The sequence below is a fragment of the Streptomyces marokkonensis genome (assembly GCF_008312835.1).
Taxonomy (GTDB): domain Bacteria; phylum Actinomycetota; class Actinomycetes; order Streptomycetales; family Streptomycetaceae; genus Streptomyces; species Streptomyces marokkonensis_A.
This window is the reverse complement of sequence record NZ_VSKS01000001.1, coordinates 152809-167628: the sequence shown is the minus strand read 5'-3', so window position 1 is coordinate 167628 and position 14820 is coordinate 152809. Positions and strand designations below refer to the sequence as shown.

The window sequence follows — 14820 nt, the reverse complement described above, 5'->3', positions numbered from 1 at the left end:
GCGAAAGGTGAGGGGTCCGGCATGGAGTACGGCAGCATCGAGCGGGAGATCCGCATCGAGGCCACGCCCGAGGTGGTCTACGAGGTCGTCAGCAGGCCCGAGCACCTGAAGGAGTGGTGGCCGGACGAAGCGGAGCTCGATCCGGTGCCCGGGGCCACCGGGACCGTCTCGTTCGGGGTCAGCGGCACCCCGGAGGCGACGGTCGTACCGGTCACGGTGGTGGAGGCCGATCCGCCCCGCCGGTTCTCCTTCCGGTGGGTGTACGACCAGGGGGAGACCGCGACGCCGGACAACTCGTTCCTGGTGACCTTCGAGCTGATGCCGTCCGGTACGGGCACGCTGCTGCGCCTCACCGAGGCGGGGTTCCGGGAGAGGGGCTGGGAAGCGGCCGTGCTCGAGGAGCACTACCGCGACCACGTCACCGGCTGGGACCACTTCCTGCCCCGCCTCGTCAGCTACGTCGACCGGCTGGTGTCGACGGCATGAGCGTCACTGTCGACGACGAGCTCTGGTCCGCGGTGGGCGACCCGACCCGGCGGCGGATGCTCGACCTGCTGCTCGCCGACGGCGGCGGGACGGCGACCACACTGAGCGAGCGGCTGCCGGTCACGCGGCAGGCGGTCGCCAAGCACCTCGGCGTGCTCCACCGGGTCGGGCTGGTGCACGTCACGCCCTCCGGACGTGAGCGGCTCTACGAGGTCGACGAGGCCCAGCTCGCCCGCGCCGTCGCGCAGCTGTCGTCGGTCGGGGCCGCCTGGGACGCCCGGCTCCAGCGCATCAAGCGGATCGCCGAGGCGATCCAGCGCGGCCAGGGGGGCTGACCCCGCACGAAGGAAGGAACGCCGCCGCATCCGCCGGCGGTACCCGCACAAGGAACCCCGCACGAGGAAGAGGCATCACCATGGTGGACATCCTGCACAGGATCGGAGTCACGTCGTCTCCCGACGCCGTCTACGCGGCGTTGACCACGGTCGAAGGACTGGCGGGCTGGTGGACGCGGGACACCGACGGCGACCCCGGCGTGGGCGGAGTCATCCGGTTCCGGTTCGAGCCCGGCGGGTTCGACATGAAGGTCCTGGACGCCCGGCCCGCCGCGCACGTGGTCTGGGAGGTCGTCGACGGCCCCGAGGAGTGGCTGGGCACACGGGTCCGCTTCGAACTCAAGGAGGAGGACGGCTTCACGATCGTCCTGTTCCGGCACGAGGGCTGGAGGGAGCCGGTGGAATTCATGTACCACTGCAGCACCAAGTGGGCGACCTTCCTGATGAGCCTCAAGAAGCTGCTCGAAACCGGCTCGGGCGACCCCGCGCCGCAGGACGTCAGGATCAGCAACTGGCACTAGACGGCCGAGCGCCCCGCCCGGGGGTGTGGCCCGGCCGCCGGGCCACACCCCCGGGCTACCGGTCGGGGCTCGGCCCGAGGCCGGCGGCGAGCGCCGGCCAGGACGCCTCACTGTATTGGCATGACCATGCCTATGAGCGGCGGCATCCGGCCATCACGGTTCCTCCGGCCCGCCTTCCGGTCGTGGGCACGACGACGGCAGCGCCCACGACCGGACCCGTCCGGACTACTCGGGAGAGATCCAGTGGTCGAACGCCTCCTGATGCCTCTGAGAGGCGGCGAGGAGATCGCCGTAGACCTGGCGCGCGTCGGGGGCGGTGAGCCCGGACAGCGCCCCGGTCAGTGCGGCGATGTCCTCGGTCTCCACCGTGCGGCCCGCCTTCAGGGCCCCGGACAGGCTGTCCTCGCCCTGCCGCAGGAGCCGGTCGTAGGTGGCGCGGACGGCCGGATCGGTGAACTCGCCGGCCGGCTTCCCCGCGGTCGGGTCGGTGACGTCGTAGCGGTCCAGGAGGGTGCGGACGGCGGTCAGGTGCCGGGTCTCGGCCGTCGCGATCCGATCGAAGATCCGCGCGTCGTAGCGCTCGGCGAACACGGTGTAGAGGTCGTGCGCGAGCTTCTCCTCCTCGGCCATGCTCGCCAGAGTGTCCTTCTGCGCGGCCGTCAGGGTGCCCCGCTCGGCCAGGGCGGCCGGGTCGCAGATTCCGTCGTGCCGCCGGACGCCGTCCGTGGTCCCGCCGTGGTGGGGCCCTGCGTGCCGGTCACTCGGCGGCGTGCTCCGGGACGCGGTCTGCGCGGCCACCGGCGCGGCTCCGCCCGGGTCCGCGGCCACCGGGCCGACGGCCGCCACCGAGCCGAGGGCGAGAACGCCCGCGGCGACTGCCGTCGCGATCGTGGTGTTGCGCCTCATGACGAACCTCCTCGGGTGCGCGGGAGCGTCCTCGCGTTCCCGCACCGTCACCGTCCCGCCGGGTCCCGCAGACGCCGTGCGCCGCGTGTGGAGACGGCATGGAGACGGCCCGGCGAGCGGTTGGGGCCGTTCGGCCCTCGCCGGCACGCAGTCCGGGCGGGTATGTGTGGCACATGGCCGCCACCGTGCTCGTCGTCGAGGACGAGAAGGAGATCCGCGAGCTGTTGCGCCGCTACCTGGAGCGCGCGGGACACGGGGTGCTGACGACCGGGTCGGGCGCCGAGGCCGTACGGCTGCTCGGCGAGCGGGGCATCGATCTGACCCTGCTCGACCTCGGCCTGCCCGATGTGGACGGGGAAGAGGTGCTGCGCGAGGCCCGCGAGCGCGGACGGGTGCCGGTGGTGGTGCTGACGGCGCGCACGGGCGTCGAGGACCGTATCCACGGGCTGCGGCTCGGAGCCGACGACTACGTGACCAAGCCGTTCAGCCCCACCGAGGTGGTACTTCGGGTCGGCGCGGTGCTGGAGCGGGCCCGGGGTTCGTCGGCGGGAGCGGCTCCGGCCGCCTCGTACGGCGGAGGACGGCTGCGGATCGACGAGAGCCGGCACGAGGTGACCCTGTCCGGTGTGCCGCTCGGGCTGACGCCCACCGAATGGGGTCTGCTGACCGCGCTCGCGTCGGTACCGGGCCGGGTGTACTCGCGCTACGAGCTCGTCAACCGGGTGCGCGGCTACGAGTTCGCCGGGTACGAGCGGACGATCGACTCGCATGTGAAGAACCTGCGGCACAAGCTCGGGGACGTCGGCCCCGAGCTGGTCGAGACGGTGCTGGGCGTGGGCTACCGCCTGGGGTGGGGCCGTGATCCGTGAGCCCCGTCCGTCACGCCCCGGCGGGCTCGGCCCGCTGGGCCGGCGGCTGTTCGCCGCGTTCGCCGTGGTCGCGCTGGCGTCCGTGGCCCTGCTGACGGCCGCGGCGCTCGTCGGCACCGACCTCGGGCTCAGCAGCGCGCACCGGGCCGACCGGCAGCGCACCGCGTCGCGGGTGGCCGAGGCCGCCGCCGACGCCTACCGGGCCGCGGGCGGCTGGCAGGCCGCCGACCTTTCGGCGGCGCGTTCCGCCGCCGCCGGTGCCGACGCGGTGCTCACCGTGCGGAACGCGGACGACGAGGTGGTGTTCCGCGCCTCCGGGACGGATGACGAGCACGGCATGTCGGGCACGGATCGCGGACCCCGCGAACAGGACGCCGGTTCGCCGGCCCGGGCCGGCGCGCCCGTGGTGGTCGGCGGCAACGCCGTCGGCTCCGTGCACCTGGCCTTCCCCGCCGGCTCCGGCACGTCGGGGCTGTCGGCCGCCTGGGGCTGGATCGCCGCGGCCACCGCGGCCGCGCTGGCGGCGGCTCTGGCGGTGAGCTGGTTCGTGACCCGGCGCCTGACCGCTCCCGTGGTCCGGGTCGCGGCCACCGCCCGCGCGCTGGCCGCGGGTGACCGCGCCGCCCGGGCCCGGGTCGAGGCGCCCGGCGAGCTGGGAGATCTCGCACGTGCCTTCGACGCCATGGCCGACGACGTCGGCCGCGCCGAGCGGGCCCGCCACCGGCTCGCCGCCGACGTGGCCCACGAGCTGCGCACGCCCCTGGCCTCGCTGCGGGCGGGTCTTGAGGAACTGCGGGACGGCTTCGCCGACCCGTCGGCCCGGCGTCTGGCATCCCTGCACGACCAGGCGCTGCGGCTGGGCCGCGTCGTCGACGACCTCGGGGAGCTCGCGGAGGCCGAGTCGGCCCGCTTCTCCCTGCGCCTGGCCGAGGTGGATCTGGCCGCCCTGGCCGGTGCCGCCGTGGCCGAGCGGGAGGCCGAGCTGCACACGGCGGGGATGACCGTCCGCACCGTCCCCGGCCCCGCCCCCCTGACGGTCCGCGCGGACGCGGACCGGCTGCACCAGGCCCTGGGCAATCTGCTGAGCAACACCGCCCGCCACTGCCGTCCCGGCGACTCCGTGACCGTCACGACGTCCGCCACCTCCACGGAGGCGCTCGTCGAGGTGGCCGACACGGGCCCCGGTATCCCCGCCGAGGAGCTGCCGCACGTCTTCGACCGCCTGTGGCGCGGTGCACGCGCCCGCGCGGGCGGCGGCAGCGGTATCGGCCTGGCCGTCGTCAAGGAGCTGGTCACCGCCCACGGCGGCACGGTTACCGCGGACTCCGGGCCGGGAGGCGGGACGCGGATGACCATCCGGCTGCCCAGGGCCGCGACACACGGGGGCCGGACCGTTCCCGGCGCCGGCGGCTCGCGGGACCTTGCCTCGGGGTCAAATACCCCTGGGGGTATTTGACGTCTCCCGCGAGGCGGTCGTACGCTCGGCGCATGGATACCCCCCGGGGTAATTGAGGAGGTAACGACATGGCCCGTGAAGTGACGCAGGAGGCGTTCGCGGCGGACTGGGCCGACGGCGCGCTGGTGGTCGACGTACGGGAACCGGACGAGTACACGGCCGGGCACGTCCCCGGCGCGCGGCTGATGCCACTGCGTACCGTGCCCGCCCGGTGCGCCGAACTGCCCGCCGGCCGGCCGGTGTACGTGATCTGCGCCAGCGGCAACCGCAGCAGAACGGCCGCCGACTGGATGACCTCCCGCGGCATCGACGCCTACTCCGTGACCGGCGGCACCCGCGGCTGGGCCCGCGGCGGACGCCCCGTGACGGCCGGCGCACCCGAACACTCCGCCTGATCCCGGCCGGCCTCCGCGCACCACCCGTCGCACCCCGGAACCGGCACCCTCACCCCACCCGCTGGAAAGGACCTCCGCCGTGGCAGCCACCCCCTCCCCCGCCGACGCCCCGATCTCCGGCCGCCACAGAGTCGCCGTCGTCGGCGGCGGCAGCGCCGGCATCAGCGTCGCGGCCCGCCTGCGCCGCGCCGGCGTCAGCGACATCACCCTGATCGAGCCGTCCGACACCCACTGGTACCAGCCGCTGTGGACCCTGGTCGGCGGCGGCCAGGCACCCCTGCGCGTCACCCGCCGCCCCGAGGCGTCGGTCGTACCGGACGGTGTGCGGTGGATCCGCCGCCGGGCCCTGGCCGTCGACCCCGGGGCCCGCACCGTGGCCCTGTCCGGCGGCGCCGAGCTCACCTACGAGTACCTCGTCATGGCGCCCGGCATCCAGCTCGACTGGGACGGCGTGCCGGGGCTGGCCGAGGCCGTCGGGCACGACCGGGTGAGCAGCAACTACGCACCCGAGTACGCCCCGCGCACCTGGGACCTGATCCGGCGGATGCGCTCGGGCACGGCCGTCTTCACCCACCCGGCGTCCCCGCTGAAGTGCGGCGGCGCCCCGCAGAAGATCGCGTACCTGGCCGCCGACCACTGGCGCCGGCAGGGAGTTCTCGACGACATCCGGATCATCCTCGTCGTCCCCGATCCGGCACTGTTCAAGGTGCCCGCGTGGTCGCGGGTGCTGGAGCAGGTGGCCGGCCGGTACGGCATCGAGGTGCGGCTGCGTTCCGAGATGACCGCCGTCGACGGCGACGCCCGCGAGGTCGTCCTCACCGACCACGCGAACGGCACGAAGGAGACCGTCGGCTTCGACCTCCTGCACGCCGTGCCGCCGCAGAGCGCGCCCGACTGGGTGAAGGCGAGTCCGCTCGCCGACCCGGCCAGTCCGCAGGGCTTCGTCGCCGCCGACAAATACACCCTGCAGAACCCCTCCCACGACAACGTCTTCGCGCTGGGCGACGTGGCCAACCTGCCCACCTCGAAGACCGGAGCGGCCGTCCGCAAGCAGGCCCCGGTGGTCGCGGGGAATCTTCTGGACGTGATGAACGGACGCTCTCCGTCGCACCGTTACGACGGCTACACGTCCTGCCCGCTGGTGACCGCGCGCGACCGGATGCTGCTCGCGGAGTTCGACTACGACCTCAGGCCCACGCCCTCCTTCCCGCTGATCGACCCCTTCAAGGAGCGGCGCACGATGTGGGCGTTCAAGCGGTACGGGCTGCCGCCGGTCTACTGGCACGGCATGCTCACCGGCCGCCTCTGACCGGCCGGCCCGGGCATCCCCCGGCCCGGGCCGGCCCCTCCCCCTCCCGCCCCCGACAAGGGCGGACCCGACCCTTCCCCATACCCCCGGGGGTAAATCCCGGATTCGACATGGAGGTCGACCGACCATGTTCTTCGCCCAGTACTACCTGGACTGCCTCTCCCAGGCGTCCTACATGATCGCCGACGAGACCACCGGCAGGGCCGTCGTCGTGGACCCGCGCCGGGACGTCTCCGAGTACCTCACCGACGCCGAGGCCCACGGCTTCACCATCGAGGCGGTCGTCAACACCCACTTCCACGCCGACTTCCTCGCCGGCCACCTGGAGCTCGCGGACAGCACCGGAGCCTGGATCGGCTACGGTCAGCGGGCCGAGGCGGAGTACCCCGTCCGCGCACTCACGGACGGCGAACGGATCAGCCTCGGCGACGTCCAGCTGCAGATCCTCGAGACCCCCGGCCACACGCCGGAGTCGATCAGCATCCTGGTGTACGAGCACGCGGCGGACACCGTCCCGTACGGCGTCCTGACCGGTGACGCGCTGTTCATCGGCGATGTGGGCCGCCCCGACCTGCTGGCCTCGATCGGCGTGACCGCCGACGAACTCGGCAGGATGCTGTACGACACCGTCCAGCACAAGCTGATGGCCCTCCCCGACGCCGTCCGCGTCTTCCCCGCCCACGGGGCCGGCTCCGCCTGCGGCAAGAACCTCTCCACCCGGCGCCAGTCCACCATCGGCGAGCAGCGCGCCACCAACTACGCCTGCCGGCCCATGAGCGAGGAGCGGTTCGTGGAACTGGTGACCGCGGGACAGCCCTCCGCGCCCGCCTACTTCGTGTACGACGCCATCCTCAACCGCAAGGAGCACGGTCTGTTCGACGCCGCCGCCGCGCCCCGGCCGCTGTCGCCCGGGGAGTTCATGGAGCGGCGCGCGGCGGGAGCGGTCGTGGTCGACGCCCGCTCACCGCAGGACTTCGCGCCCGGTCATCTGCGCGGCGCGGTCAACGTGCCCGCGGACGGCCGGTTCGCCGAGCAGGCGGGCACGGTCGTCGGCCCCGAGCAGGAGGTGCTCGTGGTCGCGCCGCAGGACCGCGAGGAGGAGATCGTCACCCGGCTCGCCCGGATCGGCTTCGACAAGGTCGGCGGCTACCTGCGCGAGCCCGAGGGCGCCTTCCCGGCCCTGGCCGACGAGATGGGGCAGGCCAGCCGTCTGACCGCCGACGAGCTGCGCCGGCTGCTGGACGGCGACGAGCCGCCGCTGGTCGTGGACGTGCGCAACACCGCCGAGCGCGAAGAGGGCCTCATCGAGGGCTCGCTGCACATCCCGCTGGCCGAACTCGCCGGCCGCACGGACGAGATCCCCGCCGGCCGTCCCGTGGTCGTGCACTGCGCGGGCGGCCACCGCTCCTCCATCGCCGCCAGCCTGCTGCGCCACAAGGGCCACACGGACGTCTCCGACCTGCTCGGCGGCTACGGCGCCTGGCTCGCCCTGCCCGCGTCCGCCGACGTCTGAGCCGGCCGCGCACCCGGGCGGGCGGCGACCGTGCCGCCGCCCGCCCCGGTGCGGTCCGATGGACAGGGGGATCCACCCACACCGAGGAATGAGGTGCGCACGATGGACGCAGCGGGCTGGGACGAGCGGTACCGCGGCAGCGAACTGGTCTGGAAGGCCGAGCCCAACCGGTTCGTCGCACAGGAGCTCGCCGGCCTGGAGCCGTCCGGGCGGGCGGTGGACATCGCCGCCGGCGAGGGCCGCAACGCGGTCTGGCTCGCGGAACGGGGCTGGGAGGTGGACGCCGTCGACTTCTCCGCCGTTGCCCTGGAGAAGGCCGGGCGGCTGGCCGCCGAACGGGACGTGCGCGTGCGCACCGTCCAGGCCGATCTCATGGACTGGGCGCCCCCGGTCGCGTCGTACGGCCTGGCCCTGATCGCGTATCTGCAGGTGCCGTGGCCGCAGTTGGCCGAGGTGCTGTCCCGGGCCGCCACCGCCGTGCGTACGGGCGGGACCCTGCTGCTCGTCGGCCACGACGCCGCCAACCTCGACCACGGCCACGGCGGCCCGCGGGATCCGGACGTGCTCTGCACCGCCGACCAGGTCGCCGGCGTCTGGCGGCCGTACGCCGATGTCGTGCGGGCCGAGACGGTCGCCCGGCCGGTGGTCGACACCGAGGGCCACAGCCGCACCGCGCTGGACGCGCTCGTCCGCGCCGTACGGAGATGACGCCGCCGGCGCGTCCACCGGCCGGAGCACTGCCCGCGCCGGGGAACAACGCGGGCGCGCCGGGCGCTGTTCCTTGTGCCCCGTCGGGCAGGGCAGCCGCGGCGAGACCCGCCGGGGACCGTCACCGTAACCCGGCAAGGAGCGTGAGAGCGATGAAGACGGCAGGACCTGACCACCTGCCCCCCACGAGCGGGGGCGGCGGCATCGTGACGACCTGCGGGCGCAGGATCGCCGTGCGGCGCCTGCGGCTCGCGTCCGCGGAGCGGCCCATCGACCGGATCGCCCTGGACGTGGGCCCGGACCGGGGCGGTGAACCGGGAACGTGGGCGGCGCTCACCGCGGGCGAGGCACGTGACCTGGCGGACCTGCTCCTCCGGCACGCGGGCCTGGCCGAGCGGGGTGCCGGGCCGGTCGGGCCGGCCCGGGAGGCCTCCTCCGCGTCCTGAGCGGGCGCCGACGGCTGCCCGCACCGGTTCGGCGACCGTCTCGACCGATACCGGGCAGGGTATATCGCCCGGGACGGCGTGCACGAGAGCCGAACGGCCCCCGTCGTACCCCGTCGGCCCCTCGCGGCGGACCGCCCCCGGTGGTCGACTGGTATCCGGGGGACCGACACCATCGAAGGGGGCCCGGCCATGACCGGCAGCACACCGCAGACTCTCGGCACGCACCGCCCGCAGCCCGTGGACGTGCACCGTCTCGAGGTCACCCACGCCGAGGGGGACGCCTACACGGTGGACGTCCGCGGACACCGCCTCCGGGTCGACCAGCCGCTGGAGGCGGGAGGCACGGACACCGCGCCCACCCCGACCGAGTTCTTCGCGGCGTCACTGGCCACCTGCGTGGCGTTCTACGCGGGCCGTTACCTCCACCGGCACGGGCTGCCCCGCACCGGACTGCGGGTCCGCACCGAGTTCACCATGGCCACCGACCGGCCGGCCCGTGTGACGGCCCTGCGCCTCGTGATCGACCCGCCGCCGGAGCTGCCCGAGCAGCGCCGCGCGGGTCTGCTGGCCGTGGCCTCGCACTGCACGGTCCACAACACCCTGCAGCAGCCGCCCGAGATCGCCATCGAACTGGCACCCTGACGGAGCATCGGCTGCCACCCCGCCCGTGTGCCCCTGCTGTCAGCCCGGAGGCAGGGGCATGCTCATGAACAGCGCCTGCTCGCCCTCGGAGGGGGTGCCCTCGTACAGGGCGGTGTCCAGCCCGCAGAAGGCGAAGCCCATGTGCCGGTAGGCGTGGATGGCGGGCGCGTTGACGTTGGTGACCTCCAGCCAGAGGTGCCCGGCACCCCGTTCACGGGCGAACTCCACCGCGAGCCCCATCAGCGTCCGGCCGACCCCCCGCCCCCGGTGCTCCGGGGCGATCTCGATGTCCTCGACGGTCAACCGACGGTTCCACCCGGAGTACGAGACGACGACGAACCCGGCCAGGCCGCCGGCGGCCCCGTGGGCGACGAAGGTGCGGGAGTCCGCACGGTCCTCGTCGTCCTCGTCGTCCTCCTCCCCGCCGAACACCTTGGTCAGGGGCGGGTCCACCGGAATCTCGCGCAGCGTGAACCCGTCCCCTGTCACGGTCACCTCGAAGACCGTGCCGGTGGTGAAGGAGCCGTCCAGGGCCTCGATGGCTTCGGCGTCCTCGGGGACGGCGTTGCGGTACCGGTAGGAGGAGTCGTCAACAGTGGTCACAGCTCGACGCTACGACCGCCCGGACCACGACGGACGGCTTTCGGCCGGTCCGGACCCGTCCGCTTCCCGGACCGGGCCGGTCCACCGACGGGAGGAACCCCGGCCGCCGCACGGCCGGGGTTCCTCGAAGGCGGTGAGTGCCGGTCAGCAGGCGGAAGGTCAGCGCCGCAGGGTCAGGACACCCGGCCGCCACGGCAGTCGGTTGTAGTCGCCGCCCGCGTTGGGATCCTTGCCCTGGTAGAGGAACTGCAGGTTGCAGGGGTCGATGGTCATGGTCTGGTCGGGGTTGTTGCGGACCAGGTCACCGTGGCTGATGTCGTTGGTCCAGGTGGCACCGCTGTTGGCCTTGCCCGCGAAGGGGTTGCTCTCGCTGGCGGCCTGCGGGGTCCACGAGCCGCTCAGGCTGGAGGCGGTGAAGGAGCGGAAGTAGCGCCCGTTCGCGCCCATCGCCTCGACGATCATGAGGTACTGGTTCTGCCCCTGAACCTTGTAGACCTGTACGCCCTCGAAGAGGTTGGCCTTCGTGTCGCTCATGATCGTCGTGTACGACGATCCGAAGTTGCCCGGGAAGTTCCCGATCGGCATGCTCGCCCGGTAGATCTTGCCGTTGTCACCGGCGAAGAACAGGTACATGTTCTGGCCGTCGGCGATCAGGGTCTGGTCGATCGGGCCGGTGTCGGAACCGGAGATGCTCCCGGTGAACAGGGGCTGCGGAGAGGACCAGCCGTTGGGGTTGGTGGGGTCGCTCGACGTGCGGTAGATGAAGGGCCACGAACCCCACTGGTAGGCCAGCACCCAGATGTTCTTGGGCGCGAAGTAGAACAGCGTGGGCGCCACCGCGGCCTGGCTCATCCCGGTCTGGCGGGCGGACGCCATGTCCGACCAGTTCGTGAAGGGACTGAACATCATCGAGCCGTACGACGATCCCGACACGTTCGTCGCGTAAACCAGGTGCCTGCCGTTGTGCGTCACGGTGGTGAAGTCCTTCACCGCGGCCCACCCGTTGGCCGGCTGCGCCAGCACACCCGTCGACGTCCACCGGTACGTGGACGGAAGAGTACACGTGCCGTCCGTCGGCGGCGTTCCGGTCAGTCCGGTCCACTTCTGGCTGCTGCCGCCGTTGCACGCCCCGAGCTGCACCGCCGTGCCGTTGGCCGTACCGGCGCCCGCCGTCTCCAGGCACAGCCCGGACTCCACGCCGACGACCGTGCCGTCGGAGTTCACCCGCCACTGCTGGTTCGCGCCACCGGAGCAGCCCCAGATCTGCACCCGGGTACCGGCCGTGGTGGCGTGGCCCGGTACATCCAGGCACTTGTTGCCGTACACGGTCAGCTGGTTGGCGTCCGTCGACGTCCACTGCTGGTTGGTCCCGTTCCAGCAGTCGTAGATCTGCAGGTACGTGCCGTCGGTCTGGCTGGCACCGGGCACATCGAGACACCGGCCCGAGGCAACACCGCGTAAGGCGCCGGTGCCGGCTGCCTGGGCCGGGGTGGCGACGAGCATCGCGGCCAGCGCGGCCAGGGCAGCGGCCAAGGCGGCAAGCACCACGGACGGATGCCTGCGGCTGAAACTTCCTCTGCGCATGAAGAACTTCCTCCACCTTGAGTGGGCGGTTCCGGTCGGCCTCGTCAGAGGTTGTCCGGACTGTCGGTGCGGTGCGGCAGAGCGACTCAAAATGTTCGTGATATCGAACAAAGGTCGAAGTGTCGAGCAACCTGAATGATAGGTAACCGGTGAACGGCGTCAATACCTTTCGCATGCGTCGCTGTCGACGCCGAAACATGTGCGGCCGCATCCGGGTGAAAGGGCGTATGCCGCACGGCACATGACCGAGCCCCACCCCACGTGACGCCCGAGCCGACGCCCCCGCCGACGGCGCCGCCGGGGGCGCACCACCCGACCCATCGGAGCATCGAATGTTTCGAGCAATCGACAGAAACTTTCTTCGGTCGAGGTATTGACGATGCGTCATCAACGCCTCAATCATTCCTGTCTGGGAAACCGGCCACAGCTCGATATCTCGAACCACGCCGCCCGTGACCGCGGTGTCCGGTGACTCCGTACTGCCCGGGCCCAGGCCCACCCCGTCCGTCCGTTGCCGCATCGGAGCGGACGACGCGCTCCCCCGCGCTTCAGTCCTTCCTTTCCACCTTGGAGGCACACTCATGGGCTCGTACGCCCCACCCGGACCCGTTGGGGTCCGCCGGAAGATCCGCGGCCTGCTGTTGGCCATGGTCGTCGGCGTCCTCGGTACGGCCACCGCACTGGTCGCGCCGCCGACCGCGCACGCAGCCGAGAGCACGCTCGGCGCCGCGGCGGCGCAGAGCGGCCGCTACTTCGGCGTCGCCATCGCCTCGGGCAGGCTGGGCGACTCGACGTACACGACGATCGCGAACCGTGAGTTCAACTCGGTGACGGCCGAGAACGAGATGAAGATCGACGCCACCGAACCGCAGCGGGGCCAGTTCAACTTCACCGCCGCCGACCGTGTCTACAACTGGGCGGTGCAGAACGGCAAGCAGGTGCGCGGCCACACCCTGGCCTGGCACTCCCAGCAGCCCGGCTGGATGCAGAGCCTCAGCGGCGGCGCACTGCGCCAGGCGATGATCGACCACATCAACGGCGTGATGGCCCACTACAAGGGCAAGATCGCCCAGTGGGACGTCGTGAACGAGGCCTTCGCCGACGGCAGTTCGGGGGCCCGGCGCGACTCCAACCTGCAGCGCACCGGCAACGACTGGATCGAGGTCGCCTTCCGCACCGCGCGCGCCGCCGACCCGTCCGCCAAGCTCTGCTACAACGACTACAACGTCGAGAACTGGACCTGGGCCAAGACCCAGGCCATGTACGCCATGGTCCGGGACTTCAAGCAGCGCGGCGTGCCGATCGACTGCGTCGGCTTCCAGGCGCACTTCAACAGCGGCAGCCCCTACAACAGCAACTTCCGCACCACTCTGCAGAACTTCGCCGCACTCGGCGTCGACGTGGCCGTCACCGAGCTCGACATCCAGGGCGCCCCGTCCTCGACCTACGCCAACGTGACCAACGACTGCCTGGCCGTCCCGCGCTGCCTCGGCATCACCGTCTGGGGCGTGCGCGACAGCGACTCGTGGCGGTCGGGGGACACCCCGCTGCTGTTCAACAACGACGGCAGCAAGAAGCCCGCGTACACCGCCGTCCTCAACGCGCTCAACGGCGGCTCCACCACACCGCCCGCGGACGGCGGAACGCTCAAGGGCGTCGGTTCGGGCCGCTGCCTGGACGTGCCCGACGCCGGCACCACCGACGGCACCCGGGTCCAGCTGTGGGACTGCCACAGCGGCACCAACCAGCAGTGGACCTACACCGACGCCGGCGAGCTCAGGGTCTACGGCAACAAGTGCCTGGACGCCGCCGGCACCGGCAACGGCTCCACGGTCCAGATCTACAGCTGCTGGGGCGGCGACAACCAGAAGTGGCGCCTCAACTCCGACGGATCCGTCGTCGGCGTCCAGTCCGGCCTCTGCCTCGACGCCGTCGGGGCCGGCACCGCCAACGGCACGCTGATACAGCTCTACTCCTGCTCCAACGGCAGCAACCAGCGTTGGACCCGCACCTGAGGGGACCTGCCACGAGCGAAGGGCGAAGCGATGACGGCCTGCGGTGCGGCTTCTCCCGCCCCTCCAGGAAGACATCGTTGACGGTCCCGGGTCGCCGCCGTGCCGGCGGCGACCCTCGCGATCGCCATGCTCGTTGGCCCACCGGGCACGGAAAACGATCACGCCGGGCGGGCCGGTGAGGTACGCGGAGTCCGGCCGTGGCCCGGACGGACGGTGCGGGGATCCGTCGCCGCGTACCCGGCGGCGATCTCGTCGACCTGCTGGTAGCCGGTGCGCAGCAGGAAGGTGTTCAGGCGGCCGTAGGACTTGGCATCCAGGATGAAGCAGTCGGGCTCGGGGCTGCGGAGCTGGGCGATGCCGGTGGCGGGCTGGGCGAGGCAGTCGCCCAGCCCGCCGCGCCGAGCAGGGCGGCGGAGAGGTTCATGGGGGCGCCGGTGGCGTAGCACTCGTGGACCTGGAGCTGACGGTAGAGGGTGTGGTCGCCGGTGTAGCCGGTGAGCGAGACGACGTGGTCGGCGAGCACCTCGCGAGGACCGTCGGCGGTGGCGAGGCGTACGAGCACGCGGTCGCCGTCGGGGGTCGTGGTCCACCTGGAGGACTGCCGGCGGTGTGGTCTGGAAGCATCGGTCTACCAGGAGATCCGCAGCGCGCTGGCCCGCCGCGCGGAGCCCGATGTGGACGCGGTGGCACGGCTCACCGCGTTCGGCCGGTCCCTCGTGCGCGACGAGCAGGGCCGGACCGGGGACGAGCCGGACAGCGCCTCGCCACCGGCCGGTGCCTGAGCAGGACCGATCCGGCGGGGGCTGGAGGAGCGGAGGAGATCAGCGCCGCAGCGCAGTCGACCCCGGATCACGAGAGCGTTGGCGAGGCGGCGGCAAGGGCCGAGGGCGGGCGTTCTGGTGGGACGGAGCCGAACGGGGCGTACGCACCCGCAGTCGCAGCGCGAGGAACGGGCCGAAGGGCAACTCCTAGTCCCCCAAGTCAAGTTCGCGCTCTTCGAACGTGCCGGTCGAAGGGCTGGGACGAGTCTCC

The 14820-nt window shown here is 72.4% G+C and carries 17 protein-coding genes; 13 read left to right on the top strand and 4 right to left on the bottom strand.

Translation table 11 applies throughout. The features are described 5' to 3' along the window. Nucleotides 1-21 precede the first annotated feature (21 nt). The 3 genes from F1615_RS00745 to F1615_RS00735 all read left to right on the top strand — a co-directional run bounded on the left by F1615_RS00745 (nt 22) and on the right by F1615_RS00735 (nt 1342). Nucleotides 22-486 carry an SRPBCC family protein gene (locus F1615_RS00745; RefSeq protein WP_149546860.1) on the top strand — a complete coding sequence of 155 codons (465 nt, stop codon included), beginning with the start codon at nt 22-24 and terminating at the stop codon, nt 484-486. Further along, a complete protein-coding gene (locus F1615_RS00740; RefSeq protein WP_149546859.1) occupies nt 483-821 on the top strand; it encodes an ArsR/SmtB family transcription factor in 339 nt (112 codons plus the stop codon). The genes F1615_RS00745 and F1615_RS00740 overlap by 4 nt, the downstream gene beginning before the upstream one ends. Nucleotides 822-901: 80 nt before the next feature. Then, the gene (locus F1615_RS00735; RefSeq protein ID WP_149546858.1) at nt 902-1342 is read left to right on the top strand and encodes an SRPBCC family protein; all 441 of its coding nucleotides are present in this window, start codon (nt 902-904) and stop codon (nt 1340-1342) included. A gap of 225 nt (nt 1343-1567) precedes the next feature. Here the strand turns inward: F1615_RS00735 and F1615_RS00730 are convergent, their stop codons facing one another. Next, the gene (locus F1615_RS00730; RefSeq protein ID WP_149546857.1) at nt 1568-2248 is read right to left on the bottom strand and encodes a ferritin-like domain-containing protein; all 681 of its coding nucleotides are present in this window, start codon (nt 2246-2248) and stop codon (nt 1568-1570) included. A 173-nt stretch (nt 2249-2421) separates the two neighbouring features. Between F1615_RS00730 and F1615_RS00725 the strand changes: the two genes are divergently transcribed. The 8 genes from F1615_RS00725 (at nt 2422) to F1615_RS00690 (ending at nt 9586) form a co-directional block, all read left to right on the top strand. Then, nucleotides 2422-3117: a response regulator transcription factor gene (locus tag F1615_RS00725; protein WP_149546856.1), complete on the top strand. Its 696-nt coding sequence runs from the start codon at nt 2422-2424 to the stop codon at nt 3115-3117. Continuing rightward, nucleotides 3107-4573: a sensor histidine kinase gene (locus F1615_RS00720; protein WP_149546855.1), complete on the top strand. Its 1467-nt coding sequence runs from the start codon at nt 3107-3109 to the stop codon at nt 4571-4573. Before F1615_RS00725 ends, F1615_RS00720 begins: the two co-directional genes overlap by 11 nt. A 68-nt stretch (nt 4574-4641) precedes the next feature. Next, entirely contained in the window at nt 4642-4968 is a 327-nt protein-coding gene (locus F1615_RS00715; RefSeq protein WP_149546854.1) for a rhodanese-like domain-containing protein, read from the top strand. Between the two features lie 79 nt (nt 4969-5047). Beyond that, nucleotides 5048-6277 carry an NAD(P)/FAD-dependent oxidoreductase gene (locus tag F1615_RS00710; RefSeq protein WP_149546853.1) on the top strand — a complete coding sequence of 410 codons (1230 nt, stop codon included), beginning with the start codon at nt 5048-5050 and terminating at the stop codon, nt 6275-6277. A gap of 127 nt (nt 6278-6404) precedes the next feature. Continuing rightward, entirely contained in the window at nt 6405-7790 is a 1386-nt protein-coding gene (locus F1615_RS00705; RefSeq protein WP_149546852.1) for an MBL fold metallo-hydrolase, read from the top strand. 102 nt (nt 7791-7892) lie between these two features. Then, nucleotides 7893-8498 carry a class I SAM-dependent methyltransferase gene (locus F1615_RS00700; protein WP_149546851.1) on the top strand — a complete coding sequence of 202 codons (606 nt, stop codon included), beginning with the start codon at nt 7893-7895 and terminating at the stop codon, nt 8496-8498. A 152-nt stretch (nt 8499-8650) separates the two neighbouring features. After that, entirely contained in the window at nt 8651-8944 is a 294-nt protein-coding gene (locus tag F1615_RS00695) for a hypothetical protein (protein WP_244328595.1), read from the top strand. 189 nt (nt 8945-9133) lie between these two features. Then, nucleotides 9134-9586 (top strand): OsmC family protein, encoded by a 453-nt coding sequence (locus F1615_RS00690; RefSeq protein ID WP_149546850.1) that lies wholly within the window; start codon nt 9134-9136, stop codon nt 9584-9586. Between the two features lie 39 nt (nt 9587-9625). On the opposite strand, the gene F1615_RS00685 is transcribed toward F1615_RS00690, so the two are convergent. Further along, on the bottom strand, nt 9626-10189 hold the full coding sequence (locus F1615_RS00685; protein ID WP_149546849.1) for a GNAT family N-acetyltransferase: 564 nt from the start codon (nt 10187-10189) through the stop codon (nt 9626-9628). Nucleotides 10190-10348: 159 nt separating this feature from the next. Continuing rightward, nucleotides 10349-11773, bottom strand: a complete 1425-nt coding sequence (locus F1615_RS00680) for a non-reducing end alpha-L-arabinofuranosidase family hydrolase (protein WP_149546848.1) — start codon at nt 11771-11773, stop codon at nt 10349-10351. A 581-nt stretch (nt 11774-12354) separates the two neighbouring features. On the opposite strand from F1615_RS00680, the gene F1615_RS00675 reads away from it, so the two are divergent. Further along, nucleotides 12355-13788, top strand: coding sequence for an endo-1,4-beta-xylanase (locus tag F1615_RS00675; protein ID WP_149546847.1), 1434 nt, complete (start codon nt 12355-12357; stop codon nt 13786-13788). Between the two features lie 158 nt (nt 13789-13946). Here the strand turns inward: F1615_RS00675 and F1615_RS00670 are convergent, their stop codons facing one another. Next, on the bottom strand, nt 13947-14234 hold the full coding sequence (locus F1615_RS00670; RefSeq protein ID WP_149546846.1) for a hypothetical protein: 288 nt from the start codon (nt 14232-14234) through the stop codon (nt 13947-13949). A 48-nt stretch (nt 14235-14282) separates the two neighbouring features. Here F1615_RS00670 and F1615_RS00665 point away from each other — a divergent pair, with 48 nt between their 5' ends. Continuing rightward, nucleotides 14283-14570 (top strand): zf-HC2 domain-containing protein, encoded by a 288-nt coding sequence (locus tag F1615_RS00665; protein WP_244328594.1) that lies wholly within the window; start codon nt 14283-14285, stop codon nt 14568-14570. The last annotated feature ends 250 nt before the right edge of the window (nt 14571-14820 follow it).

Bases quoted from the DNA above. Each gene is read 5' to 3' on its own strand.
- F1615_RS00745 (WP_149546860.1), top strand. From the start codon at position 22: ATGGAGTACGGCAGCATCGAGCGGGAGATCCGCATCGAGGCCACGCCC.
- F1615_RS00740 (WP_149546859.1), top strand. From the start codon at position 483: ATGAGCGTCACTGTCGACGACGAGCTCTGGTCCGCGGTGGGCGACCCG.
- F1615_RS00735 (WP_149546858.1), top strand. From the start codon at position 902: ATGGTGGACATCCTGCACAGGATCGGAGTCACGTCGTCTCCCGACGCC.
- F1615_RS00730 (WP_149546857.1), bottom strand. From the start codon at position 2,248: ATGAGGCGCAACACCACGATCGCGACGGCAGTCGCCGCGGGCGTTCTC.
- F1615_RS00725 (WP_149546856.1), top strand. From the start codon at position 2,422: ATGGCCGCCACCGTGCTCGTCGTCGAGGACGAGAAGGAGATCCGCGAG.
- F1615_RS00715 (WP_149546854.1), top strand. From the start codon at position 4,642: ATGGCCCGTGAAGTGACGCAGGAGGCGTTCGCGGCGGACTGGGCCGAC.
- F1615_RS00705 (WP_149546852.1), top strand. From the start codon at position 6,405: ATGTTCTTCGCCCAGTACTACCTGGACTGCCTCTCCCAGGCGTCCTAC.
- F1615_RS00700 (WP_149546851.1), top strand. From the start codon at position 7,893: ATGGACGCAGCGGGCTGGGACGAGCGGTACCGCGGCAGCGAACTGGTC.
- F1615_RS00695 (WP_244328595.1), top strand. From the start codon at position 8,651: ATGAAGACGGCAGGACCTGACCACCTGCCCCCCACGAGCGGGGGCGGC.
- F1615_RS00690 (WP_149546850.1), top strand. From the start codon at position 9,134: ATGACCGGCAGCACACCGCAGACTCTCGGCACGCACCGCCCGCAGCCC.
- F1615_RS00680 (WP_149546848.1), bottom strand. From the start codon at position 11,773: ATGCGCAGAGGAAGTTTCAGCCGCAGGCATCCGTCCGTGGTGCTTGCC.
- F1615_RS00675 (WP_149546847.1), top strand. From the start codon at position 12,355: ATGGGCTCGTACGCCCCACCCGGACCCGTTGGGGTCCGCCGGAAGATC.